20 protein-coding genes are annotated in these 24,405 nt (G+C 43.4%); 8 read left to right on the forward strand and 12 right to left on the reverse strand.

All coding sequences use genetic code 11. The features are described 5' to 3' along the window. The first annotated feature begins 60 nt into the window (after window positions 1-60). From rsxD to BKK52_RS08295, 5 genes are all read left to right on the forward strand, one after another. Window positions 61-1,137, forward strand: a complete 1,077-nt coding sequence (gene rsxD, locus BKK52_RS08275; RefSeq protein ID WP_077420010.1) for an electron transport complex subunit RsxD — start codon at window positions 61-63, stop codon at window positions 1,135-1,137. After that, window positions 1,137-1,754, forward strand: a complete 618-nt coding sequence (gene rsxG, locus BKK52_RS08280) for an electron transport complex subunit RsxG (RefSeq protein WP_077478480.1) — start codon at window positions 1,137-1,139, stop codon at window positions 1,752-1,754. The genes rsxD and rsxG overlap by 1 nt, the downstream gene beginning before the upstream one ends. A gap of 23 nt (window positions 1,755-1,777) precedes the next feature. Further along, a complete protein-coding gene (locus tag BKK52_RS08285; protein WP_077420012.1) occupies window positions 1,778-2,500 on the forward strand; it encodes an electron transport complex subunit E in 723 nt (240 codons plus the stop codon). Between the two features lie 78 nt (window positions 2,501-2,578). Continuing rightward, on the forward strand, window positions 2,579-3,214 hold the full coding sequence (gene nth, locus BKK52_RS08290) for an endonuclease III (protein WP_077420013.1): 636 nt from the start codon (window positions 2,579-2,581) through the stop codon (window positions 3,212-3,214). 44 nt (window positions 3,215-3,258) lie between these two features. Continuing rightward, on the forward strand, window positions 3,259-4,632 hold the full coding sequence (locus BKK52_RS08295) for a sodium-dependent transporter (protein ID WP_077420014.1): 1,374 nt from the start codon (window positions 3,259-3,261) through the stop codon (window positions 4,630-4,632). 37 nt (window positions 4,633-4,669) lie between these two features. Here BKK52_RS08295 and BKK52_RS08300 read toward each other — a convergent pair whose 3' ends face one another. From BKK52_RS08300 to BKK52_RS08330, 7 genes are all read right to left on the reverse strand, one after another. After that, window positions 4,670-6,604 (reverse strand): ABC transporter ATP-binding protein, encoded by a 1,935-nt coding sequence (locus BKK52_RS08300; RefSeq protein WP_077478481.1) that lies wholly within the window; start codon window positions 6,602-6,604, stop codon window positions 4,670-4,672. Window positions 6,605-6,839: 235 nt separating this feature from the next. Next, on the reverse strand, window positions 6,840-7,193 hold the full coding sequence (gene rplT / locus BKK52_RS08305; protein ID WP_005596075.1) for a 50S ribosomal protein L20: 354 nt from the start codon (window positions 7,191-7,193) through the stop codon (window positions 6,840-6,842). Window positions 7,194-7,258: 65 nt separating this feature from the next. Next, window positions 7,259-7,456 carry a 50S ribosomal protein L35 gene (rpmI, locus tag BKK52_RS08310; RefSeq protein WP_005596065.1) on the reverse strand — a complete coding sequence of 66 codons (198 nt, stop codon included), beginning with the start codon at window positions 7,454-7,456 and terminating at the stop codon, window positions 7,259-7,261. Between the two features lie 204 nt (window positions 7,457-7,660). After that, window positions 7,661-8,176 carry a translation initiation factor IF-3 gene (gene infC / locus BKK52_RS08315; RefSeq protein WP_218668358.1) on the reverse strand — a complete coding sequence of 172 codons (516 nt, stop codon included), beginning with the start codon at window positions 8,174-8,176 and terminating at the stop codon, window positions 7,661-7,663. Between the two features lie 156 nt (window positions 8,177-8,332). After that, window positions 8,333-9,145 (reverse strand): D-hexose-6-phosphate mutarotase, encoded by an 813-nt coding sequence (locus BKK52_RS08320; protein WP_077420016.1) that lies wholly within the window; start codon window positions 9,143-9,145, stop codon window positions 8,333-8,335. Window positions 9,146-9,223: 78 nt separating this feature from the next. Then, the gene (locus BKK52_RS08325) at window positions 9,224-10,669 is read right to left on the reverse strand and encodes a sulfatase family protein (RefSeq protein WP_207551811.1); all 1,446 of its coding nucleotides are present in this window, start codon (window positions 10,667-10,669) and stop codon (window positions 9,224-9,226) included. Continuing rightward, complete coding sequence (locus tag BKK52_RS08330) at window positions 10,669-12,348, reverse strand: solute:sodium symporter family transporter (protein WP_077478482.1); 1,680 nt, start codon at window positions 12,346-12,348, stop codon at window positions 10,669-10,671. The genes BKK52_RS08325 and BKK52_RS08330 overlap by 1 nt, the downstream gene beginning before the upstream one ends. A gap of 231 nt (window positions 12,349-12,579) precedes the next feature. Here BKK52_RS08330 and BKK52_RS08335 point away from each other — a divergent pair, with 231 nt between their 5' ends. Then, a complete protein-coding gene (locus BKK52_RS08335; protein ID WP_077420019.1) occupies window positions 12,580-13,413 on the forward strand; it encodes an FkbM family methyltransferase in 834 nt (277 codons plus the stop codon). Window positions 13,414-13,486: 73 nt separating this feature from the next. Here BKK52_RS08335 and BKK52_RS08340 read toward each other — a convergent pair whose 3' ends face one another. Both BKK52_RS08340 and melB read right to left on the reverse strand, forming a co-directional pair. Then, window positions 13,487-15,625 (reverse strand): alpha-galactosidase, encoded by a 2,139-nt coding sequence (locus tag BKK52_RS08340; protein WP_077478483.1) that lies wholly within the window; start codon window positions 15,623-15,625, stop codon window positions 13,487-13,489. Window positions 15,626-15,637: 12 nt separating this feature from the next. After that, window positions 15,638-17,017 carry a melibiose:sodium transporter MelB gene (melB, locus tag BKK52_RS08345; RefSeq protein WP_077478484.1) on the reverse strand — a complete coding sequence of 460 codons (1,380 nt, stop codon included), beginning with the start codon at window positions 17,015-17,017 and terminating at the stop codon, window positions 15,638-15,640. 220 nt (window positions 17,018-17,237) lie between these two features. On the opposite strand from melB, the gene melR reads away from it, so the two are divergent. Further along, window positions 17,238-18,200: a transcriptional regulator MelR gene (gene melR, locus BKK52_RS08350; RefSeq protein ID WP_077420022.1), complete on the forward strand. Its 963-nt coding sequence runs from the start codon at window positions 17,238-17,240 to the stop codon at window positions 18,198-18,200. An 11-nt stretch (window positions 18,201-18,211) separates the two neighbouring features. Beyond that, complete coding sequence (gene sfsA / locus BKK52_RS08355) at window positions 18,212-18,928, forward strand: DNA/RNA nuclease SfsA (RefSeq protein ID WP_077420023.1); 717 nt, start codon at window positions 18,212-18,214, stop codon at window positions 18,926-18,928. Between the two features lie 37 nt (window positions 18,929-18,965). On the opposite strand, the gene BKK52_RS08360 is transcribed toward sfsA, so the two are convergent. Genes BKK52_RS08360 through BKK52_RS08370 form a run of 3 tightly spaced genes read right to left on the reverse strand, consistent with a single transcriptional unit; the run spans window position 18,966 to window position 24,401 of the window. After that, window positions 18,966-21,659, reverse strand: a complete 2,694-nt coding sequence (locus BKK52_RS08360) for a DEAD/DEAH box helicase (RefSeq protein WP_077478485.1) — start codon at window positions 21,657-21,659, stop codon at window positions 18,966-18,968. Beyond that, the gene (locus tag BKK52_RS08365) at window positions 21,656-22,696 is read right to left on the reverse strand and encodes a virulence RhuM family protein (RefSeq protein ID WP_425272084.1); all 1,041 of its coding nucleotides are present in this window, start codon (window positions 22,694-22,696) and stop codon (window positions 21,656-21,658) included. The genes BKK52_RS08360 and BKK52_RS08365 overlap by 4 nt, the downstream gene beginning before the upstream one ends. Then, window positions 22,689-24,401, reverse strand: a complete 1,713-nt coding sequence (locus tag BKK52_RS08370) for a site-specific DNA-methyltransferase (RefSeq protein ID WP_077478487.1) — start codon at window positions 24,399-24,401, stop codon at window positions 22,689-22,691. The genes BKK52_RS08365 and BKK52_RS08370 overlap by 8 nt, the downstream gene beginning before the upstream one ends. Window positions 24,402-24,405: the final 4 nt, after the last annotated feature.

The following is a 24,405-nucleotide window of genomic DNA, read 5'->3' on the forward strand; positions in this document are numbered from 1 at the left end:
GGCAAAGGCGAAAAAATTAGCACAAGCTCAACAAGAATTAGAAAAATCTCAGGAATAACCATGTTTAAAATGACCAGTTCCCCTCATGCGCATTCGGGAAAATTAACCGCTCGCATTATGCTTTGGGTGATCTTCGCCATGATGCCCGCATTCTTTGCGCAAGTTTATTATTTTGGCTTTGGCGTGTTCATTCAGTCAATATTAGCCATTAGCGTTGCCCTATTGGGTGAATTTATCGTACTAAAATTACGAGGTAAAAAACCTTTAGCTTATCTTGCTGATTTCAGTGCAGTATTAACAGCATTGATTTTAGCCATGGCAATTCCACCCTATGCGCCTTATTGGGTGATTATTATCGGGACATTTTGTGCCGTTGTGCTGGGTAAACAGGTTTATGGCGGTTTGGGGCAAAATTTATTCAATCCGGCAATGATTGGTTATGTCATCCTGCTGATTTCTTTCCCATTACCGATGACCACATGGCTGCCGCCTCTCCATTTATTACAAGAGCCGCCCACCTTCCCTGATGCGCTTTCGCTTATCTTTTCTGGGGTCACGACCGATGGTTTTACCCTGTCACAACTCACTCAAAGTATTGACGGTATCGCTCAAGCAACACCATTGGATAGCGCCAAAATCTTTTATGCCCATCACAATGCCGTAACGGATTTTTATGAGCTCATCAAAATGCCGATTTTTATGGGCAATGGCACCGATTTCGCACAAGGTTGGTGGCAGGTCAACCTCGCCTTTTTACTGGGGGGGCTTTTTCTTCTCTTAAAACGCACAATTCATTGGCAAATTCCGGTGGCAATGCTCGTTACCTTTTTCTGCTTGGCAACCCTTACCGCTCTAATGGGCAATCTCCATTTAAGTGTCATGAGCCAGATGTTTAACGGGGCCATGATGTTTGGGGCCTTTTTCATTGCAACCGACCCTGTCACGGCATCGATCACACCTCGTGGAAAATTGGTTTTTGGTGCGTTAGTTGGGCTTTTTGTCTACCTTATTCGCTATCAGGGTAATTTCCCTGATGGAGTCGCCTTTGCCATTTTACTGAGTAACATTTGTGTGCCACTGATTGATCATTACACGAGACCTCGTGTGGCAGGTTATCGCTTAGAAGGAAGAAAATAATGGGCATTGTTAAAACCACCTCACGCTATGGAATGATTTTAGGATTAGTCGCATTAATCTGTACCGCTATTTCCTCGGGCATCTTTTTCCTGACAAAAGATAAAATTGACGAAACCATGGCGGCACAACAACGTGAACGCCTATTAGAAGTGATTCCCCATGACTATTTTGATAACCCGCTTGTGGAAAGTGCGGTCATTCCAAAGAGTGAAAATTTAGCCGGAATTCAAAAAGTTTATTTTGCTAAAAAAGGGCAAAACATTACCGCTTATGCTTATGAAACCACCGCACCGGATGGCTATTCCGGTGATATCCGCTTACTGGTGGGGCTAACCCCTAAAGGGGAAATTCTCGGTGTGCGAGTGATTGAACATCACGAAACCCCGGGATTGGGCGATAAAATAGAGCTACGAATTTCCAATTGGATTTTAAGTTTTAATCATAAATCCATTAATGAAACGAACCTCAATGATTGGGCGGTAAAAAAAGATGGCGGGAAATTTGATCAATTTTCCGGTGCAACCATTACACCTCGTGCCATTGTTAATCAAGTAAAACGCTCCGCTTTATTGATGCTTAATCATCAAACCGAACTTCAGCAACTCACTCTCCCATAAGGACTGCGATAAAGGACTGTGATATGACAAATTCAACCGAAAAAACGACTGCACTTTTTGAAGAGGAAACCCCTCAGCAGTCTGTTGAAACCGCCAAAAACACCATTGAATGGAAAGCCATTTTCACGCAAGGCATTTGGAAAAATAACCCTGCAATTGTTCAATTACTCGGGCTTTGTCCATTGTTGGCGGTGTCCAGTACAGCGACCAACGCACTGGGTTTAGGGCTTGCAACCATGTTGGTATTAACCTGTACCAACACGGTTATCTCTTTATTTCGCAAACACATTCCCCATGAAATTCGTATTCCTATTTATGTGATGATTATTGCCACCACCGTAACTGTGGTGCAATTATTGATGAACGCTTACACCTATACACTCTATCAATCCTTGGGGATTTTTATTCCGCTTATTGTGACAAACTGTATTGTAATTGGGCGGGCAGAAGCCTTTGCTTCCAAAAACAGCCTTTTACATTCAATATGGGACGGTTTTTCAATGGGGTGTGGCATGGCATTGAGCCTAACTGTGCTTGGTGCGCTGCGTGAAATTCTCGGACAAGGCACGCTTTTTGAAGGGATTGAGCATCTTTTTGGCGAACAGGCTAAATTTCTCACTTGGCATATTTACCAAATAGACAGCAGCTTTTTACTTTTCATCCTGCCACCGGGTGCATTTATCGGCTTAGGGCTCCTCCTCGCCCTCAAAAACAGAATTGACAATCATCAGAAAGTGAAAAAGTAACCATTAAGGCGTCGTCTAATTTGCCTGAGTGTGTTCTTTGCTACTTTTTGCACAACCAAAAAGTAGAAGGAAAATATTATGAACCAGAAAAAAAGAATTGAAATACTCACCCGATTACGGGATAACAACCCCCATCCGACGACAGAATTACAGTATAATTCGCCTTTTGAATTATTAATCGCGGTGATTTTATCGGCACAGGCCACAGATAAAGGGGTAAATAAAGCAACAGAGAAACTTTTTCCCGTTGCCAATACGCCACAAGCCATTTTGGATTTAGGTTTAGAGGGGTTAAAAAGCTATATTAAAACCATTGGGCTTTATAATAGTAAAGCGGAAAATATCATTAAAACCTGCCGTGATCTCATCGAAAAACACAAAGGTGAAGTACCTGAAGATCGTGAAGCCCTCGAAGCCCTTGCCGGTGTTGGGCGAAAAACAGCGAATGTGGTGTTAAATACTGCCTTTGGTCACCCGACGATTGCGGTCGATACCCACATTTTTCGGGTATGCAATCGCACCCATTTCGCTCCGGGTAAAGATGTCGTCAAAGTGGAAGAAAAACTCTTAAAAGTCGTACCTGATGAATTTAAAGTGGATGTGCACCATTGGCTCATTTTACATGGTCGCTACACTTGTGTAGCAAGAAAGCCCCGTTGCGGTTCCTGTATTATCGAAGATCTTTGTGAATATAAAGAGAAAACCGAATATTAAAAATCATTTATTTTTTGACCGCACTTTTATTAATAGGAAAAACAATGACAACAAATAAACAACAACGTCAAACTTGGTCAAGCCGCTTAACTTATGTGATGACCGTTGCCGGTGCAACGGTGGGTTTTGGTGCAACATGGCGCTTCCCTTACCTTGTGGGTGAAAATGGCGGCGGCGCCTATGTGCTACTTTTTTGTCTTGCGATGATCGTGATCGGCATTCCCATGATCCTCGTAGAAAATGTGATTGGTCGCCGCTTGCGTGTCAATTCCATTGATGCCTTTGGGGATAAACTTCAGGATAAAGGCAGAGGTATTTCCAAATATTGGAAAATTATCGGCTATATGGGATTGCTCGGTGCTTTTGGCATTATGGCCTATTACATGGTGCTGGGCGGCTGGGTGATTTCTTATATTGTCAGCCTCATCAGCGGCAGTCTTGATATTTCCGCACCGATCACCAAAGAGGTAGCAAAGAACTTCTACGATCTGCATATTGGTAATAGCCCTTATGAAATCATCAGCTATACCTTCCTCTTTGTGGTGGTGAATTACATTATTTTGGCAAAAGGCATTATTGGCGGAATTGAGCGTTCAGTAAAATATTTAATGCCTCTCCTGTTTATTTTCTTAATCGGTATGGTGATCCGCAATATCACCTTACCGGGTGCAATGGAAGGGATCACTTTCTATTTAAAACCGGACTTCAGCAAAATCACGCCTGAACTTTTCGTTTTTGTATTAGGGCAAGTGTTCTTTGCCTTAAGCCTTGGCTTTGGTGTGCTAATCACCCTTTCAAGCTATCTGAATAAAGAGGAAAACCTCATTCAAACCGCTGTGATTACCGGTTTTACCAATACCATTATTGCGGTATTGGCAGGATTTATGATCTTTCCTTCATTATTCACTTTTGGTATCGAACCCAATGCCGGCCCGACACTAGTATTCCAAAGTCTGCCTATCGTCTTTTCCCATTTGTGGGCAGGTAAATTCTTTGCAATTATTTTCTTTAGTTTGTTATTAATTGCCGCCCTCACCACCTCTATTACCATTTATGAAGTGCTTATCACCGCATTACAAGAAAAACTCCGTATGCGCCGTGGAAAAGCCATTGCACTGGTTTTAGGGGGAATTTTCTTACTTGGTAACATTCCCGCTATTTTAGGCGATAACCTTTGGAAAGATTTTACGCTTTTTGGCAAAAGTATTTTTGATTTCTATGACTATGCAAGCGGTAATATACTGTTTATGCTCACCGCACTAGGCTGCGCCGTTTTTGTAGGCTTTGTGCTGAAAGATGAAGCGAAAAAGGAACTCTCTCCGACACCGGATTCGACCTTCACTAAAATCTGGTTTAACTATGTAAAATTTGTTGTGCCTGTCATCATTTTGGTGATTTTTATCAGCAACCTTTTCTAGCCCACAAAAAACCGAGTGACGACTCGGTTTTTTTACATTATTTATTTTCCGCCAAATTTTTCTTTTCTTCTAATTCTTCCCAACGTAAAAAAGCCTCCTCAAGGGCAGCTTCCACTTCCGTCAGCTCCCGCAGTTTCGCATCCGTTACTTCATGGGATTGTTGGAAAAATTCAGGCGCCCCAACTTCTGTTTGAAGTGCGGTCAATTTTTCTTCCAAATCTTCCAATTGTTGCGGTAATTGTTCCAGTTCACGCTGTTCTTTATAGGATAATTTCACAGATTTCGGCTTAGAAGTGCGGTCAGTTTTAGCAAGATTTTCTTGCGGTTTTGAGCGTAATTTCTTCGCCACTTCTTGTTCAGCCCTACTTGCCCAAAAGTTGGCTTGCTGCTGTTTTGCCTCAAAGAAACCACCTACATATTTATTCACTACACCATCACCTTCAAATAGATAACATTCTGTCACTGTGTTATCAATAAATTGGCGGTCATGGCTTACAATTAATAATGTCCCTTGGTAATCCGTTAAAATTTCCTCAAGCAATTCTAAGGTTTCTACATCTAAATCATTGGTCGGTTCATCAAGAATCAGCAAATTATTGGGTTTTAGCAACAGTTTTGCCAACAACAGACGATTACGCTCCCCACCCGATAAAGCCTTCACCGGTGTCATCGCCCGTTTAGGCGGGAATAAAAAATCTTGTAAATAGCCTAACACATGACGCTTTACTCCATTTATCTCAATATCTTGCTTGCCATCGGCAACGTTATCCATCACCGTTTTTTCCGGATCAAGATCAGCACGATATTGATCAAAATAAGCAATGTCTAATTTTGTCCCCGTCTTAATTTTTCCTGCTGTAGGTTGGGTTTCGCCGAGAAATAATTTGATAAAGGTCGTTTTACCACAGCCATTGGGCCCGACTAGGGCAATTTTATCTCCCCGTAAAATGGTGGTGCTGAAATCTTTTAACAATTGTTTTCCTGCCAGCTCATAGCTCACATTTTCCATTTCAAAGACTATTTTTCCGGAACGGGTTGAGGTATCAAGCTGTAATTTTGCCTCTCCCATCACCTCACGACGCCGACGTCGTTCTTCACGCATGGCTTTTAAAGCACGAACCCGCCCTTCATTGCGGGTTCGGCGTGCTTTTATACCTTGACGAATCCACACTTCTTCTTGTGCTAATTTTTTATCAAATAATTCATTTTGTAGGGCTTCGACTCGGAGATTTTCTTCTTTTGTGGTGAGATATAAATCATAGTTCCCCGGATAGGAAACAAGCTGTCCTCGATCTAAATCCACAATGCGTGTCGCCATTTTGCGAATAAAAGAACGGTCATGAGAAATAAATACAATGCTACCGCTAAATTCCAACAGGAAACTTTCTAACCATTCAATGGCTTCCACATCTAAATGGTTGGTCGGCTCATCAAGCAACAAGACATCAGGGTCGCAAACCAAAGCACGAGCTAATGCCGCTTTACGCAACCACCCCCCTGAAAGTTCACTCAGTTTGGTATTAGGGTTTAAACCTAATTTGAGCAGCACTTCATGAATTTTATTTTCAAATCGCCAACCGTCAGCATGTTCTAATTTGGCTTGAATTTGTTCCAATTGGCTTAGCATTTGATCCGTATAATTTTCTTCAAGCTCAACAGAAATGCGGTGGTATTCTTTTAATAAATCCGTTAAATGCCCAATGCCCTCTGCCACATAATCAAAAACATTACCTGCAGTATTACGGGGGGGATCTTGCTCAAGACGGGAGACCACCAACTCTTTTTCATATTGGATCTTACCATCGTCCAACAATACCTCTCCGGCAATAATTTTGAGTAAAGTGGATTTCCCCGCCCCATTTCTTCCTACCAAACAAACCCGTTCGTTCGGTTCAATATGAAGTTCGGTATGATCTAATAAGGGGGCATCACTAAAAGAAAGATAGCCATTTGTTAAGCTAATTAATGCCACAATCACCTCGCAAAAATTTGATTAAATTTATTGATATTTATTCACGCCTTTAACGCCCTTGGCATTCAAAACACCTTGATTTTTGACCGCACTATTTTATACGGTTTGGACAGAAAAACGAAAAGATGAAAAATGGGCAATGAATAAGAAATTTTACAGCCAATTGACAAATAACCTCATCATCACTAAGAAAAAAGGACGCTTTTCAGCGTCCTCATTCTCTAAACTTTAAAAATTAAAGTGCAGATTTTGCTTTTTCCACTAATGCAGCGAAGGCCACTTTGTCGAATACTGCAATATCAGCAAGGATCTTACGATCGATTTCAACAGAAGCTTTTTTCAAGCCATTGATGAATTTGCTGTAAGATAAACCATTTTGACGAGCCGCTGCGTTGATACGCGCAATCCATAATTGACGGAATTGACGTTTACGTTGACGGCGGTCACGATATGCGTATTGACCGGCTTTGATCACCGCTTGGAAAGCAACACGATACACGCGTGAACGTGCACCATAATAACCTTTAGCAGCCTTAAGAACTTTCTTATGGCGTGCTCTTGCAATAACACCACGTTTTACACGAGCCATTATTTAATCTCCTATGTCTATTTTCTACTAAATGAACTAATCGTACGTTTCGCTTAAATAACGGCTTATGCGTATGGTAAGCAAGCTACGACTAAAACTTGGTCAGCTTTCGCTACCATGGATTTATGACGTAAATGACGTTTACGTTTAGTTGTTTTTTTAGTCAAAATATGACGTAAGTGAGATTGTTTACGCTTAAAACCGCCGGAAGCTGTTTTTTTGAAACGCTTAGCAGCACCGCGTACTGTTTTGATTTTAGGCATTGTTAAAATAACTCCGCATTTTTCGTTTAAACAACATAATCAGGCGAACTAAAAAGTTACTTGAAAGGCACTGATCATTTCCATCATCAGGCAAATAAATTGCCTTTTCTCAACGTCGTTAGGCTGCGTAGTCTGCCCAACTGACGTGACTTTTCACTTTCGTGAAAAGATTTTTGTTAAGATGTTAATCTCAACAAAAAATTCTTATTTTTTCTTCGGGGCTAACACCATCACCGCTTGACGGCCTTCTAATTTACCCGGCGCAGATTCTACCACTGAAATCTCCGCTAAATCATTTTTTACCCGTTCCAACACATCTAAACCGATATCTTGGTGCGCCATTTCACGACCGCGGAAACGCACAGTAATTTTTGCTTTATCGCCATCTTCTAAGAAACGGATAAGACTGCGTAATTTAACTTGGTAATCCCCTTCATCGGTCCCCGGACGGAATTTAATTTCTTTCACTTGGACGACTTTTTGTTTTTTCTTCTGCTCTTTAGCGGTCTTACTTTTTTCGTAGAGGAATTTACCGTAGTTCATAATGCGGCAAACCGGGGGTTCTGCATTTGGACTAATTTCAACAAGATCAAGCTCCGCTTGCTCTGCCATATCTAAGGCTTGTTGAATAGAAACAATGCCTAATTGTTCACCATCTTGGTCAATTAAACGAACTTCTTTTACACGAATTTCATCATTAATGCGATTCGGGCGATTCACTGCCGGTGCTTTTTTTACGGTTTTAATAATCGTATTCCTTCTATTAATTTTATGTAAAAACCTTTCACAATAAGCGAAAGATTCCCGGTTTTCCCAAGTTAAAAGTGAGTAAAACGGGCGGATTTTATAGTATCCACCGATTTTATGCAACAGAATTTAGCCCTTTACCTCAATTTCCACAGCAACACTTTCACCAAATGCTAATAAATGTTCAATTCTTGCGGTTTCTAAACAAACCATATGTTGATAAGCTTGCTCACTCATTGCACTTGTAGGTTTATGCCACGGATTCCAAAGGACAAGCTCTCCGGCATTATGATGATGCAATCTAATAGTACGATTTAATCGCTTATCCACAATTTGATTTTGTGTTTTCTCGGCAGAATAAATGCAATCTACATTTTCTGTAATCATTCGGGGCGAAGGCACAGTTTCCATCTGTTGCGTGAGGCTGTTAAAACAGGTGGTAGGTAAATTTTCAATGCTAATTTGATGAATATCTCCCACATTAAAATAACTGTGTAACGCCACTTGTGCCGGCTGTTTTCCATAATGTGTAAAGGTGATACGGCATTTATCCGTAAAAATCATTTCCACCTTTGCTTCAATAATATGCAAATCGGAAAACAACGAAAAAACTAACCGCACTTTATCTTTCGCCACATCGTAATGGCTGAGTTGCCACAGACGAATTCGAGCCGTGCCATGCGCAGGTTGTTTCACTGAGCCAAACCATGGGTAGCAAATGGGCACGCCGCCACGAATCGCCGTGCCCATTTGAAACGGCTCAATTTCGCTCAACCATAACATATCTTGCTTTGCCCCACTTGGCTGCCAACTCAATAATTGCGCGCCTTGAAGGGAAATTTGGGCTATTCCAACGGCGTGTTTTAAATGTAGCACGGGAATATCGTTTTGTTGCACCAGATTGAGTTCCGGAGTGAGGGTTTTGAGTAATTGTATTTTCATATTTCGTTCCAATTAAAATTCGTGAAAATAAACAAAGGGCGTATGTTACGCCCTCCCAGCCCTAATGAAAAGGATTGATTAAATTTCATCAATGATCCGATAGACCCAATTTTCTAAAGGATCATTTAAACGTTTCATTTCCAAACGCATTTCTTCTAACATTTCTTTTTTGACGGCGTTGTATTGTGGATCGTAAAACAAATTATGCATTTCCTCCGGATCTTGGCGAATATCATAAAGCTCACATAAATCCGTTGCATTGAACACAAGTTTATAATCTCTACGCCGCCACATCCGTTGTTCAAAATAAACGAAATGCCCGGCAAGCTGTCCCAATACGCCTTTGCGGGCATTGTTTTGATGCGCCCGCATAATCGGTAGCACGCTCTGCCCTTCAAAGGTTTCCGGCACTTTTTGATTTGCCAAATCAAACACCGTTGAAGTTAAATCGTGTAAATAGACAAAATTGTCGTCCTCTTGATTGATTCGGTCGGAGTTCGGATCTTTGATAATCATTGGGATATTGTAGGTGGCATCAAACATAAACTCGCCTTTTTCAATCATTCGATGCGCGCCCATAGCATCACCGTGATCGGCGGTTGCCACCAAGAAAGTGCGGTCATAAATACCCAAGTTTTCCAAATAATCAAATAATTCACCAATAGCATCATCAATTAAAGTGATATAACCCCAAAATTTTGTGATGACTTCCTTCCAACGATCCTCACTGGCTTCCCACATACCCCACATTTTTGAAATGGTACGGAAATGTCCCGGTTTACCCTCCAATGGTTTGAAAAAACTTTTATCCAAGACCACATCCTCTTTGCGATACATTGAATAATAAGGCTCAGGCACAATGCAAGGTGTGTGCGGCCCCCAGAAATTGATCCAAGCAAAAAACGGTTTGCCCTCATCTAAGGAGTCTTGAATGTATTTTTTCGCCTCATCAATGATGAAATAGGGAATCGTCTGCGCTTTCGTACCGGAAAGTAAGCCACAAAGTTCTTGCACCCGTAAATGTGGATTATCACCAAAATAGGCGTTGCTCACCTCGGGGATTGCATAGCCTTTTTCCTCTAACCAGTCTTTGTATCGATTTGAATGTGTCGGCGGTTGGTTGAACACTAAATTTTTATACACTCCACTCCCCGGATAGCCATAACCGTCAAAATTATGCCCTTTAATGCCATAATCTTCCGGTACGGATTTCGTCCCCACGTGCCATTTTCCCACCACATAAGTATTGTAGCCATCAAGATGACCGATGTTGGGTTTATCTTGGCTAATTTCACCTATGCCGCCTTTCTCACCGTTTTTGATAATGCCGTGGGAAGACGGCATTAATCCGGTAAATAATGATGTTCTCGCAGGGCCGCACACGGATGCAGGCGTGAAAGCATTGTTAAAACGTACACCATCTTTTGCCAAACGATCCAAATTCGGCGTTTTGACCACTTGATGACCATAAGCCCCCAGCATATCTTTGCGAATTTGATCCAATAAAATATAAATAATGTTCATCATTTTACCTCTTTATCCCGAACCACAAATAAGACGATAATTTGCAACACCGCCCAAACACCTAACACCATCAACGGATTGCCATTTTCCGATGCCATACCGAGTGGGGAAAGGAAAGTATAAAGGGCAAATAACCCTAAAATTAAGGACACACTGGTGACTTTCAAATATTTCCAGTTAGTTAAATCCACGTTGCTCAAATTTTCTTTATTTTCAATGTAAGGATCGCGTTTTAAGAATTGACCGAGAATCAGCATTAATACCACATCAAACACGAACAATCCGCCCATCACATAGACAAAGTTAATTTTCACATCAAACACCCAAACAATGCTGAAATACAAAATCACGTGGGCGAGTAAGGCAATGCGGGCGGCTTTACCGGAAACGGTTTTGTTAAACATACCCACAGCAAATAATGCCACAATGGGAATATTCACGAAACCGGCAAAACGTTTTGTGATTAAGAAAATACCATCTGTACCAAACATTAAGAGTGGAGCAAAAATCATTGTCACCACCGCCATAATGGCTGATACTTTTTTCGCATACACAATCAACGCCTGTTCCGACCGCACTTTTTGACTAATTGAAGGCAATAAATCTTTACAGAAAATAGTCGCCGCAGAATTAAGGAAAGAATTGAAAGTGCTCAAAATTGCCCCAAATAATGCAGCAATAAAGAACCCTTGCAACCAGCTTGGCAGCACCTTATTCACCAAAAGCGGATAAGATGCATCAATCGGATTCACTCCCTCTCCCAATATGTGGAAACTCAATAGGCCCGGTAAATTTAAAATGATGGGTAACGTTAATAGGAATAATGCCGCGACCAAAATCCCTTTTTGACCGGATTGCAAATCCTTTGCCCCTAAGCAACGTTGTACAATGGCTTGATTGGTCGTCCAATAGAAAAAATGTACCACCATAATGCCGGTGAAAATGGTCGGCCAAGGTGTCGCATCGTTTTCACCGCCCACTGCATTCCATTTTTCAATGTGCGTGGTGGTAATCGTCTGCAACCCGGCGGAAAAACTGCCTTCACCTAAATACATTAACGCAAAAAACGGCACAAGTAATGCACCAATCACGAGGATCACCGCATTAATCGTATCGGACACCGCCACTGCTTTTAATCCCCCGAAGATGGCATAAATCGCCCCCACCACGCCAATGGCGATCACCGTATAAGTGATCGCCGCACCATAGCTCAATCCAAATGCGGTTTCCAAATTGAAAATTTTGTTAAAGGCAATGGCACCGGTGTAAAGTGCGGTCGGAATCACAATAAAAAGATAGAACACCAAAAAAAGTGCGGACATAATTAAACGGGTTTGACGGTCAAAACGGCTCTCAAAAAATTCAGGCACCGTGGTATAACCGTTGCGCAAATATTTTGGCAACATATAAAGTGCCAAAAAACAAAGGGGAATGACTGTCGGCACAGTCCACGCAATCACCGAAAAATTCCCTTTATAAGAGACGGCATTCACACCAATGAGTTGTTCCGTAGAAAGTGATGTCAGCACCATAGAGCAACCGATCACCAAACCACTTAAACCACGTCCCGCTAAAAAATAACCTTTGGATGTAGTTAAATCATCCCCTTTTGTTTTTAACCAAGAAATATACGCCACCACACCGGTCACAATGAGGAAGCTGAGTATCGTCATAAACATATGTTGTCCTCCCAATATCGACTTGCACGGCTTAACAATAATATATTGCTGTTTTAAACGTTATGATGATTGTCATATTAGAATTGTGAGAGAGATCACAAATTAGAGAAGATTTTGATGAGGAAAATAAATTTTTCTGCCTCGACAAAAAAAGAATAAAAAACAAACCAAATTTGACGAAAAAAAACAAAATAAAATAATTACCTCAATTTCTATTTATTGAGGCAATTTATGCGTACTTCATTACAACAAACAAAATGGGGGCTGTTTAATCTCATTGAGGGGGACTTTATTAGCCAATACGTCAAAACTTATGGTGAATGGTCTGAAGTTGAGGTGCAATTTTTCCGTAGCATTTTATCCCCGCAAAGCAATATTATCGAAGTGGGGGCAAATATTGGAATGCATTCCGTGCCGCTTGCCAAATTCGCACCTCAAGGTAAAGTCTTTTGTTTTGAACCACAACGGATTATTTTCCAAACCCTCTGTGCCAATATTTCATTAAATCACCTCACCAATGTTTACACCTATCACCAAGGGGTGAGCAACCAAAAACAAACCATCGAAATTCCCTCATCAAATTATGACACCTCTTGGAATTACGGCAGTTTTTCTTTGGATAAGGGATTCGATACCGAAGGAAATTTTCAAGGCACGCAACATAAAGAATGGGTTCAGGTTGTGACCTTGGATGAACAGCCCGAAATGCAAAAATTAACGGAATTATCCCTGCTAAAAATTGATGCGGAAGGTTTTGATTTGAATGTGTTGCAGGGTGCGAATAAGCTCATTCATCAGCATAAACCCGTGATTTTTATTGAAGCCCATCCGGACAAATACGAAGCCATTTTGAATTATTTAAATTTACTTGATTATCAATGTTTTTGGTTTATTTCCGACCGCTATCAACCAAATAACCATTTCAATCAGGCAAAAAGCATTTCCGGTTTGGATTTTAACCTCGCCTGTTTTCATCGCTCAAAAACCGCCAATTTACCTGTGGAAACCTTGGCGAAAGCGGGAATGGATTTATCTCAAGTGCCACAGTTAAATTATCAAAAATAATTAGCCCATTAAAAAGTGCGGTCAAAAACAACGGAGATTTTGACCGCACTTTTCATCGGCTGGATTTTATCGCCTAGATTCTTTTAAACTCTAACAACATTGCGCTTTGCGGGTCTAGCACCGGAATGGTTAAACCGGCGTTGGCGAGCCATTCGCTGCGAATAGTGACGGTTTTGCCATCAAAACAATCATATAACCATTGTGGGAACACTTTCATTAAATGTCCGGCTTTGCCCTCACGGATATAATCCGGAATGGCGAGCACTTTTACTTGATAGGTTTCGTTGGCTGCCAAATATGGCAAGCGGAGTTTGCCCATTTGTTTGTAATCCGGCATATCAAGTTGGCTCACCAGCGCCACAGCTTGCGATTTATCTTTAGCGACGACACCGTGAATGAGCGTTTTGTCATCGTGATAATCCAAACGGAACACATCACCGCTATGTAATAAAGGACGAAGTTGTTTGTGCAACGCAATATATTTTGCAAAGCCGACTCGTTCTTCTTCACTTTCTTTCACCGGATCAAGCTCCACCCCCATATGTCCGAATAATGCAGTTAAACCACGATAATCAATCGAAAAACGGCGATGCGTAGTTTGGCAAGGTGAACCACCAATGTGTGCCCCCATCACTTCCGGTGGATAAAAATAACTCATACTACGATGAATTTGTTGGCGAGTGTAAGCGTCATTATTATCTGATGACCAAAAACGTTGTGAACGTTTTAAGATTTCATAGTCAATACGTGCGCCCCCTGATGAACAACTTTCAATTTCTACATTTGGATAGCGTTTTTGTAATTCATCAAATAAACGGTAAGCGGCTTGGGTTTGTGCCACTGCTGCGGCACGCCCCCGACTCCCAGGTTGGACAAGGCGGCGGTTATGATCCCATTTGATATAATCAATTGCGTGATTGCCAAGTAACCAATCCATACGTGCCAACAAATAATCAAAGACTTCTTGCTTCGTGAGATCCAAAACGTATTGATGGCGTTCCTCCGGTTGCTCATACCCCTCTAATTGTAACAACCAATCCGGATGCGCTTGGTAAAGCTTGGTCGGTTTGTTAATCATTTCCAACTCCACCCAAATACCAAATTGCATACCGAGTTTTTTCACCGCCTTAATGACTTCATTTAAACCGTTCGGGTATTTTTCCTCATCCAAATACCAATCGCCTAAACCGCCAAAATCATTATTACGCCCAATAAACCAACCATCATCAATGATAAATCGTTCCACCCCCATTTCCGCTGATTTTTCAGCCATCGCAATGATGTGTTTTGGGTGATGATCAAAGGTTACACCTTCCCAAATATTCAGATGTACCGGGCGCATAGGATGAACAAAACGTAAAATATGTTGGCGAACGTGATGATGAAATTGGCGTGACATTCCATTTAAGCCTTCATCCGAATACACCGCATAAACCCAAGGGGTGCAATGGCTCTCACCTTGTTTAAGCTGAATTTCGCCCGGGAAATAAAGATTTTCTAATTGGGCAAAACGGCGACCATCAATCAATACATCGGCACGAATACGATGATTCCCCGACCAGGCAAGATGGAATCCCCATACTTCCCCCTGTTGTTGGCGAAAGTGCGGTGTGCCTAAAATCAGATTTGGTGCATATTCGTGGGAAGTGCGTCCGTGGCGATTTTCCTGGGTAAATGCCCCATGTTTGAGGGAAAGGCGATTTTCTTGAAGTTCACGACACCAACGCCCATAAAAACTGAGCACTTCATCGGCATATTCAGGCACAGGTAAGGTGACGGCTAAACGGTTTACGGTAAACGTCCCTTCCGCTAAATTGGTTAAAGTATGACGGAATTTAAACACGCCATTTTCATCAGCTTCAATTTCTGCTTTGAAACCCAATTTGGCGATATTGTCTTCCATTTCCAACACTAAAGTGCGGTCGGTTTTTGTGATATTTTTAGTGATGAACACCGGTGCCCAATCATACCCGTTGCGATGCCCTTCCACGCCGGAAACGCCAAAATAACCTCTGCCGTTTTCCGCGGCAAGAGTGAGGGGAATATCCACATCAAGGCTGCCATTTGCCACGCCCCGTTCAATGCTCATCACATCCGCTTCCGTGATTTCATCCAACGCCAGGCGTTTGCCAAAATAAAGGATTTCGGCAGGTTCTGTACGTAAAATTAAATCGGTCTCTTTGCTTTGTAGGCGAATTAATTGTGAACTCATAAAATGCTCCTGTTAATATTTCGTTTCAACTTTGCGGTATTTATCCAATAAGGTGATATTGACTTTGGCGAGTAAATCACCGTGAAGTTTGTAATAACGGAAATAGACGAATAATTTGATGACATAGAAGAAAATAGGTAAGCCTATCATGATCACTTTCATATAAAATAAAGTGGTTTCGCTTTGGGCTTCATTCGGTACATAATCAATAGCGGTTAACAACACGCCGATTAACAAGGCCGAAACCGCCGATCCGGCTTTCACCACCATTGTTTGCACGGCATAAGCGATACTTTCTGAACGAATACCGAGTTTGTATTCGCCGTAATCGACCGTATCCGCCACCATAATCACTTGCAACGTCCAAAACAAAGCACTACCGATTTGCATAAAAATACCGGCAAGGATAATCAAAAAAACACTGTGATGTTCCACAATACCGGTGTAACCCAAAATTGCACAGCTGATGATGGAACTGACAGAAATCGTCATCCATAATGTACGACGTGAGAAAAATTTTGCTAAACGGGCAAATAGGATGATGATGGCAAGATTCGCAATCCCGGCATATGACATATAGTATGGGAACATTTCCTTATCCCCTACGACATAGGTGAAATAATAAATGGCGAAACCTGAAATAATGTTTCCCGCAATGTTATAGCAGAGAGCCATCACCAATAAACTTGAAAGCTGATCGTTGCGTGGAATGAGCGAGACCAAGATTTTTAACGGCACTTTTTGTTGTGGTTCGCCGGTTTCAATGGCATCGGAGGAATATTTTTCTTTCACATTTACCAGCGTAATAATGGTGGAAAGTACGAAAAAGGCGATAATCACCAAGGTGAACATTCTAAAACCGAAGCCTTTATCCTCACCGCCTACCGCATCCACAAAGGGCATACACACACCGGCGGTAACAAAACCGGCAAGGCTGGCGAAGAAGCGGGGATAAGGCACCAATTCTTCCCGTTCACGCTGGTCGAGGGTTAAAGTGGGGGTGAGCGACCAAAACGGAATATCCATCAGCGTGTAGCTCATTCCCCAAAGAATATAGGTGATCGCAATATAAACAATTAGCGCCGTGCCGGAAAAATAATCCGCACAGAAAAGGGAGAAAAGTGAAATTGAGTTAAGAATTGTTCCAATCAAAATCCAAGGTTTAAACTTTCCCCAACGTGAGCGTGTATTGTTCACAATCCAGCCCATAATGGGATCATTTAAGGCATCCCATATACGGGCAATCATAAAAATGCTTCCCACAATAGCACCAGAAACGCCCAATACATCGGTGTAATAATACATCAAGTACATATACACAATACCGATGGCGAAATCTTTACCGTAAGCGCCCAGACCAAAACTGATTTTCGTCTTCACTGATAAACTCATAATGAAACTCCTTACTGATTATCTTTGAATATCATAATGACAAAAGGGAAATCATTTTCCTATATCGTTTTCTCATACAAGATTCCTGAAATCTCACTTTTTGAGATCTATATAACAAAAAATGAAGTTTTAGGAAAAATTTCTCAGAAAATGGGAATGCATAAAAAAATTCGTTATAATTCGACCGCACTTTTGATTAGCCATATTTAATAGGTAATCGATGAAACCTGAAGATCTTGCTCTGGGCTATTTTGATTCTGAAGATTCCCTTGGGAGTAAAACCACCAGCCCGCTTTCCTTACCCTTGGAAAAACAATCGCTCCGCGTGAAACTTTGGCAACCGCCAGTCAATATGCCGGCACACCATTGGCACGGACATATTGAAATCAATATTCCCTTTAACGGTGATATAGAATATTTCTATAACGGTTCACTCATCACAATTAAGGAAAATCACATTGCCGCTTTCTGGGCATCCATTCCCCATAGCTTGGTAAATCGTAGAAACTGTACGGAAATGGCGGTGATTGATATTCCCATTCATCAATTTCTTTCTTGGCAACTACCGGATAATCTTGTTACCCACATTACCCACGGTGTAGTCATTCAATCTAAAAATCCGGCACTCGCAGGCACTTTTGAAATTACACGTTGGCAAAACGAGCTTGCAAAAAATGACAACAACCGTCATCACTTGGTTTATAGCGAAGTGCAACTCCTCCTAAAACGTTTAGAGCTTGACGGCTGGGAACTTTTACTCAAAACGCATTACGAAAACAGCATACATACCCACGCTTCCCGCCACACACAACATTATGTGATCCAGATGCTTAATTATATTGGTAGCCATTTTAATCATCCCCTCACGGTTTCTCAGGTGGCAGAGGCGGTAGGGTTAAATACCAACTATGCGATGGGATTATTTCAACGTGCAATGCAATTGACGATTAAACAATACATCACCATGATGCGAATAAACCACGCAAAAGCCTTGCTTACCGATACCGATAAAACGATGCTTGATATATCGATCACTGCAGGCTTCAATTCATTAAGCCGTTTTTATGAAAATTTCCAAAAATACACCGGATTTTCTCCGATGAATTATCGTAAACAAATTCGTGGAAATTTTTCAAATCACCGCTTTACACTAAAAACGTCTGACATTTCAACCGCACTTTAATAAGGAATAGTATGCAACTTCCCTCACTTCAATCCGCAAAACTCATTCGCCGTTATAAACGTTTTCTTGCCGATATTGAATTACCGAATGGCGAAGTGATAACGATTCACTGTGCCAATACCGGGGCAATGACCGGCTGTGGCGAGAAAGGCGACACCATTTGGTATTCCCATTCCGACAGTCAAACAAGGAAGTACCCCCATTCGTGGGAACTGACCCAACTTGCAAACGGACAACTTTGTTGTATTAACACCCATCGTTCCAATCAACTTGTATTGGAAGCCTTACAAAACAAACAAATTAAAGAACTGGCGATGTATGAGGAAATCTATTCTGAAGTCAAATACGGCGAAGAAAACAGCCGCATTGATTTTTTACTGAAAGGCGAAGGGCTTCCCGATTGTTATGTGGAAGTGAAATCCATCACCTTGGTAAAAGGCAACCTCGGTATGTTCCCCGATGCCGTCACCACACGTGGTCAAAAACATGTGCGGGAATTATTGGCAATGAAAAAACAAGGACATCGTGCCGTGGTGCTTTTTGCCGGTCTGCACAATGGATTTGATCGTTTTAAAATCGCCGAATATATCGATCCGGACTATGATCGATTATTAAAAGATGCGATAAAACAAGGCGTGGAAGCATACGCCTATGCCGGTAAATTTGAAATTTCAGAGGAAATACCTACCGCACTTTTTTTGACGGAAAGCGTGCCTTATGTTGAATAGCAAAACGCCTTTAAGTTTTCACTTAAAGGCGATTAATTTATGCATGGTATGCGTTTTCAAATCTTAAAAAATCCACCAATCGTTTTGCTTCATTGACTTCATCATGGGCTATCAACAAATATTTCCATGGTTTACCGCCGTGTTGTGCGGCGTAGTCCGTAGCCTGTTTGCACCAAGCACTTGCCGCTTCGGCTTTGACCTGCACGTCGGCGCTTTGCATATCGGCACGGGCTTTGGTTTCCGCCATCAGAATAAAATCATCGCCTTCCGCAACAAAATCAGGAATATATTCTTTCTGTTCAGCGCCTTGTTTGTAATAAATCTGAAACTGCCCCTTGGCGGGTTTAAACCATTTTTGCGTATCTCGCTCCAGAATCACGGCAAAGCGGCGTTCGGTATCGGAATCAAATTTTTGCAGTGGATACAGGCATTTTTTAAACCCACCGAACAGCATTTGCTTAATTCGCGAAACATCTTGCACCGTTTCGCGCACCAAATGCACCGGCTCGTTTGCAGAAGCAGTGTAGTGGCAAGGTTTGAGCGCAGTAAAGCCTCGGCTGACATGCGCTTCGTAATGCGTGGCTTTTTCCCAAAAATGCGCCGTCATCTGCGCATGAATTTCCCGCGCAATCAGGCGGCGGTTTTTATCCAACACATCCAGCGCTTCGGCTTCGGAAAGATAACTGCGCAAATGCCGCACCATCTGCCCGGCCAGGTCATACAAAAGATTAGATTGGGTGAAGTAATCAATATCGTCAAAATCAATCAGCGCGTGCACGATATAGTCTTCGGGGCGTTTCTCAACCAGCCCCAACTCGGCAGACAGGCTGCTTTGCTCATCGGTATGCAGGTTGTGAATCAGAATTTCGCGCGCACCCGGCTGCAAATGCAGATTGCCGACATCCAAGGTAAAAGGGTGGAACCCCGTGCTGACCTCCCCGCTTGGCATCACGGTAATGCGCGGAATATCGATGGTTTGCGCCACCAACACTTGCGTGGTTTTCGCCACAATTTCCGCCACATCGGGCAATTCATCCGCCAATAATTCGTCCTGCGCACCTTGCAATTGCTGTTTCACTTCTTCGGTGATTTTTGCCTGAATATCCGCTTGCAATAAGGCTTTTGAAGTCGGTGCTTGTTGCGGGCGGACTTCGTATTTCGCCGCCGCTTCCATCACCTTGCGGGCAACCCGTTTCTCCGCCTCATTGGTAAATATCGGCTGATACGCTTCTGCCGGATACACACCAACCGTTTCAGACGGCCTATCCAGCCCCAAACGGCTTTCTGCGCCGCTGGGCACGGTAACGCTCACTTTTTGCTCGTCTTCCCCGGCAGGCTCCAAAATCACCTGCTGCAAGCGCAATACCGAATCGCCTTTGTTGGCTTCGTCAATAATTTCCTGAAAACGGTCATGCGCCACAATATTGAGCCTGTCCACCACTTCCACACCGGTGCGCTTGCCATAAGGCAGACGCAAGCCACGACCGATGCTTTGCTCAATCAAAGTGCGTGCATTAGCGGCACGCAGCGGTACAATGGTATAAAGATTGGTAACATCCCAGCCTTCTTTAAGCATATTGACATGAATCACGATTTCGGTCGGCTCGTCCACGCTTTCCACCGCCAACAGCCGCGCAATCATCTCCTCTTCGTCTTTGCCCGACTTGCTGGAATCCACCTGAATTACTTTGCCCTGATAACGCCCATTATAAAAATTATCCGATTCCAATAAAGACAATAGTTGTGCAGCGTGGGTAGTATCGCGGGCAATCACCAGCATAAAGGGTTTCACCACCGCCACGCCGTTTTCCCGCGCAAAGGTCAAAAGCTCCACCTTGGTGTTTTCATGTAGGCGCACGCCGTCTTCCAGCTTGATTTTTTCAATTTCATCGGGCGTGTAATTTTTCGCATTAAAATTGCGCTGCGTAACCACCGCCGGCATTTTTACAAAACCGTCTTCCATCGCCCGCGCCAAAGGGTAATCCATCACCACGTTTTTAAACGGAATCGGTGCTTTGGCGGATTCCACAAACGGCGTAGCGGTCAGCTCCAACCCCAGCAGCGGATTCAACTCATTAATCGCCCGCATCCCCGCCTGTGCGCGATAACGGTGCGATTCGTCCATCAGCAGCACCAAATCGGGCAAATTCGCCAGATAATTGAAATAACTGTCGCCCAACACCTCGCGCATCCGCTTGATACGCGGCTCCTTGCCGCCGCGCACTTCGGAATTGATTTTGGAAATATTGAAAATATTGATCCGCACCTCAGTAAAGAAATCCGCCATGCCGATGCTTTGCTGCTCGTAGTTATCACCGGTAATCACGCGCGGCGGGTTCACGGCAAATTCGCCAATGCCCTTGAACACATATTTCGGCGTATTGGGCGAAAAATCGCCGATCAGCTTGTTATAAATCGTCAGGTTCGGCGCCAGCACAAAGAAATTGTTGATGCCATATGCCAAATGCAGATAGGCGATAAACGCCCCCATCAAACGGGTTTTGCCCACCCCCGTTGCCAAAGCAAAACACAACGACGGAAAATCGCGTTCAAACTCCTGCAAGGTCGGAAATTCGGCTTTCAGCGTTTCAAGCACCGCCGCGACATCGCGCTGATGTTTCAGCATTTGGGGCGCGGCATCCAGCGCTTGTTTTAATTTCGCCAAACTTTCTGCCTGCGGCGCACGCAATGACAAGCGCCCGTTGATATGGTTTTGAATGCTTGTGGTCATGATCCGTTTTCCTTATCCGTTTGTTTTAACAGGCGGTCAAAATCGCTTTCAAACAAGCGGTCTTGCACGATGCGGTATTTTTCAAACTCACTCTCGGCATGCGCCTTAGCAATTTCTGCCGTAACCTTTCCCGCATCCTGCAATACTTCCCGATCTGTCGCTTCAATAAACCGGTTCAAGCGCACCTCCCAATCCTGCATGGTCATCGGAATGTGGCGCATGGCCATATCCTCGGCAATATCCAGGTAGGCGCTGACTAGGCGCGAAAGCTGCGCCATTTCATTTTCATCCAGATAATTTTTGGCAACCGCCACATCAAATTTCTGAACCTTGCCATGCGGTGCATCCTTCCAAGACTGCAAACCCATATGCGGCTTTTCGGCATCGGCTCGATGATAAATAACCTCTGCCGCCGTCTGCCCGTGAATCGCCCAATGCAGTTTGTTTTGTACCGTAGCGAAAAAGCGCTTGGTGGCTTGCGCCGTTACGTCATAATCCACCGCCGTGGCATAAATATCAGTGATTTTCTGATAAAACTTGCGTTCGGACAGGCGGATTTCCCGTACCCGCTGCAACTGCTCTTCAAAATATTCCCGGGTAAATACCGAACCGCCGTTTTTCAAACGCTCGTCATCCATCACATAAGCTTTGATGGTAAAACTTTCCACAATTTCGGTTGCCCATTTGCGAAACTGCACCGCCCGTTCGGAATTGACCTTATAGCCCACAGCAATAATGGCAGACAAATTATAGTGTTTGGTGTGGTAGTTTTTGCCGTCGGCGGCAGTTATCCGAAAATTTCGGATAACTGAATCTGTCTGCAACTCATTGTCGGAAAAAATTTTTCCCAAATGATAGTTCACCGTGCGGACATCCACATCATAAAGCGCCGCCATCATTTTCTGCGTCAGCCAAACATTCTCATCGGCATACACCGCCTGCACACCGCCTTCCTTATTGGCCGCCACAAAGGTCAGATATTCCGCCGCCGATGAGCGCGTGATGGAAACATCCCGTTTTTTTGCCGTTTTACTCACCGCCATCCTCCGTAAACAAATCCTCCTGATTGTCAGCCGCACTTTTGCCTTTTGCAGCTTTGGCGCGGTTTTCAGGCTGCTTTTCAGACGGCATCGGTTCAGGCTCCGCTATCGGCAGATTGGCGACATTCAAACTGTAATCATCATGCCCCCATTCGCAGCGTGCCAGCACCATTTTCGGGATTTTTTTCAGAGAAAGGTTGGGGAAACGCTCCGCCGCCTGCGCCGCCGTAATGCCGCGCCATGCCGCACAACACACCAGCAGGCTTTGGTTTTCGCCCACCTCGTCCGACAGCGCCTGCAACTGCTCGGCAGACAAGGTTTGCGTGGTGACATAAATAAAATCGCGCTCGCTGGAATAGCCATGCTGCCACCACAAGGTTTCAGACGGCCTGTAAGTAAAGCCTTCCAGCTTGGCAAGTGCTTCCGCCAGCATTTCGGGGTTATAGTCGGGGTTAATAATCGGATTGCCCCACGCATCGTTCACAATCAGGGTCGGCGCCAAACGGTAATAACGGAAACCGCCCCCGCCCTGCCAGTTCACCGCCTTGGAAATCCCGCCCTGATCGGAGCCGTCAATCACCTTTTGCAAACGCGGAATAATATGGGTATGGCAATGCTCGCCCAGCTCCACCATAATCCAGCGCCGCCCCATTTTATGGGCAACTGCACCGGTGGTACCGGAACCAGCGAAAGAGTCTAGGACTAGGTCGCCGGGGTTAGTGGCGATTTGCAAAACACGCTCAATTAGACGTTCTGGCTTTGGAGTTGAAAAAATATCTTGTGAATTAAAAACTCTTACTTCCAATTTCGCTTCATGATTATGCCCAACCTCATCGGTTACCCATAATGTTGCAGGTGGTCGAGTTGGACTATCTTCTTGATATTGTTTAACATAAACCTCCCATCTTCCTTCTTTTTGAACAAATTCAAGTTGATCCGCCTTTTCTGAAATATTTTCTTTTTTCCATCGCCAGCGTCCTTCTACACCATCTGGCTTTATTGGAAAAATTTCCGAACCATCAGGAGCTATTATGGGATACCACATTGATGGTCTATTCTGCCTAAGAGATTCAGAGCCTTCTTTGCGTAAAGATCTACGGCGATAATATTTCTGCTTTTTTTCATCAAAGAAATTAAATTGCGCAGAATTTTGCTCTTTTGCAAGTTGTAAAGGGAAAAATTTTTCTGACCTTTGATAAACCAGTATATGATCATGAGATGTACTAAATCCTTTAGCATCCATGCGTTCACTATAAACTTTTTGCCACAAACAATTCGCAACAAAATTCCCCCGCCCAAACACCTCATCACACAACACTTTTAAATAATGCGCTTCATTGTCATCAATGGTAATCCACAGCGAGCCGTCGTCCGCCAGCAAGCGCTTGATAATCTCCAAGCGGTCGCGCATCAGCCCCAGCCAAATCGAATGCTCCAGCCCGTCATCATAATGGGCAAACGCACTGCCGGTGTTATACGGCGGGTCGATAAACACACACTTCACCTTGCCTGCAAACTCTTGCTCCAACGCCTTAAGCGCCAGCAGGTTATCGCCAAAAATCAGCCGATTATCAAAAATCGCCTGCTCCGAACGGGTGGGCGCATGATACGACTTCTCCGCATCCTCCAACAAAATCCGCGCCTCAAGCTTAGGGCGCTTGTCTTTGCCTATCCAAGTGAGTTCTAGTTTTTGGTTTTTCATGTTG

The organism is Rodentibacter trehalosifermentans (assembly GCF_002000545.1).
In the GTDB taxonomy this organism is placed as follows: domain Bacteria; phylum Pseudomonadota; class Gammaproteobacteria; order Enterobacterales; family Pasteurellaceae; genus Rodentibacter; species Rodentibacter trehalosifermentans.

What these genes read in the sequence shown, in the direction of transcription:
- rsxD (WP_077420010.1), top strand. Translation starts at nt 61, where the DNA reads ATGTTTAAAATGACCAGTTCCCCTCATGCGCATTCGGGAAAATTAACC.
- rsxG (WP_077478480.1), top strand. Translation starts at nt 1,137, where the DNA reads ATGGGCATTGTTAAAACCACCTCACGCTATGGAATGATTTTAGGATTA.
- BKK52_RS08285 (WP_077420012.1), top strand. Translation starts at nt 1,778, where the DNA reads ATGACAAATTCAACCGAAAAAACGACTGCACTTTTTGAAGAGGAAACC.
- nth (WP_077420013.1), top strand. Translation starts at nt 2,579, where the DNA reads ATGAACCAGAAAAAAAGAATTGAAATACTCACCCGATTACGGGATAAC.
- BKK52_RS08295 (WP_077420014.1), top strand. Translation starts at nt 3,259, where the DNA reads ATGACAACAAATAAACAACAACGTCAAACTTGGTCAAGCCGCTTAACT.
- rplT (WP_005596075.1), bottom strand. Translation starts at nt 7,193, where the DNA reads ATGGCTCGTGTAAAACGTGGTGTTATTGCAAGAGCACGCCATAAGAAA.
- rpmI (WP_005596065.1), bottom strand. Translation starts at nt 7,456, where the DNA reads ATGCCTAAAATCAAAACAGTACGCGGTGCTGCTAAGCGTTTCAAAAAA.
- BKK52_RS08320 (WP_077420016.1), bottom strand. Translation starts at nt 9,145, where the DNA reads ATGAAAATACAATTACTCAAAACCCTCACTCCGGAACTCAATCTGGTG.
- BKK52_RS08325 (WP_207551811.1), bottom strand. Translation starts at nt 10,669, where the DNA reads ATGAACATTATTTATATTTTATTGGATCAAATTCGCAAAGATATGCTG.
- BKK52_RS08330 (WP_077478482.1), bottom strand. Translation starts at nt 12,348, where the DNA reads ATGTTTATGACGATACTCAGCTTCCTCATTGTGACCGGTGTGGTGGCG.
- BKK52_RS08335 (WP_077420019.1), top strand. Translation starts at nt 12,580, where the DNA reads ATGCGTACTTCATTACAACAAACAAAATGGGGGCTGTTTAATCTCATT.
- BKK52_RS08340 (WP_077478483.1), bottom strand. Translation starts at nt 15,625, where the DNA reads ATGAGTTCACAATTAATTCGCCTACAAAGCAAAGAGACCGATTTAATT.
- melB (WP_077478484.1), bottom strand. Translation starts at nt 17,017, where the DNA reads ATGAGTTTATCAGTGAAGACGAAAATCAGTTTTGGTCTGGGCGCTTAC.
- melR (WP_077420022.1), top strand. Translation starts at nt 17,238, where the DNA reads ATGAAACCTGAAGATCTTGCTCTGGGCTATTTTGATTCTGAAGATTCC.
- sfsA (WP_077420023.1), top strand. Translation starts at nt 18,212, where the DNA reads ATGCAACTTCCCTCACTTCAATCCGCAAAACTCATTCGCCGTTATAAA.
- BKK52_RS08360 (WP_077478485.1), bottom strand. Translation starts at nt 21,659, where the DNA reads ATGACCACAAGCATTCAAAACCATATCAACGGGCGCTTGTCATTGCGT.
- BKK52_RS08370 (WP_077478487.1), bottom strand. Translation starts at nt 24,401, where the DNA reads ATGAAAAACCAAAAACTAGAACTCACTTGGATAGGCAAAGACAAGCGC.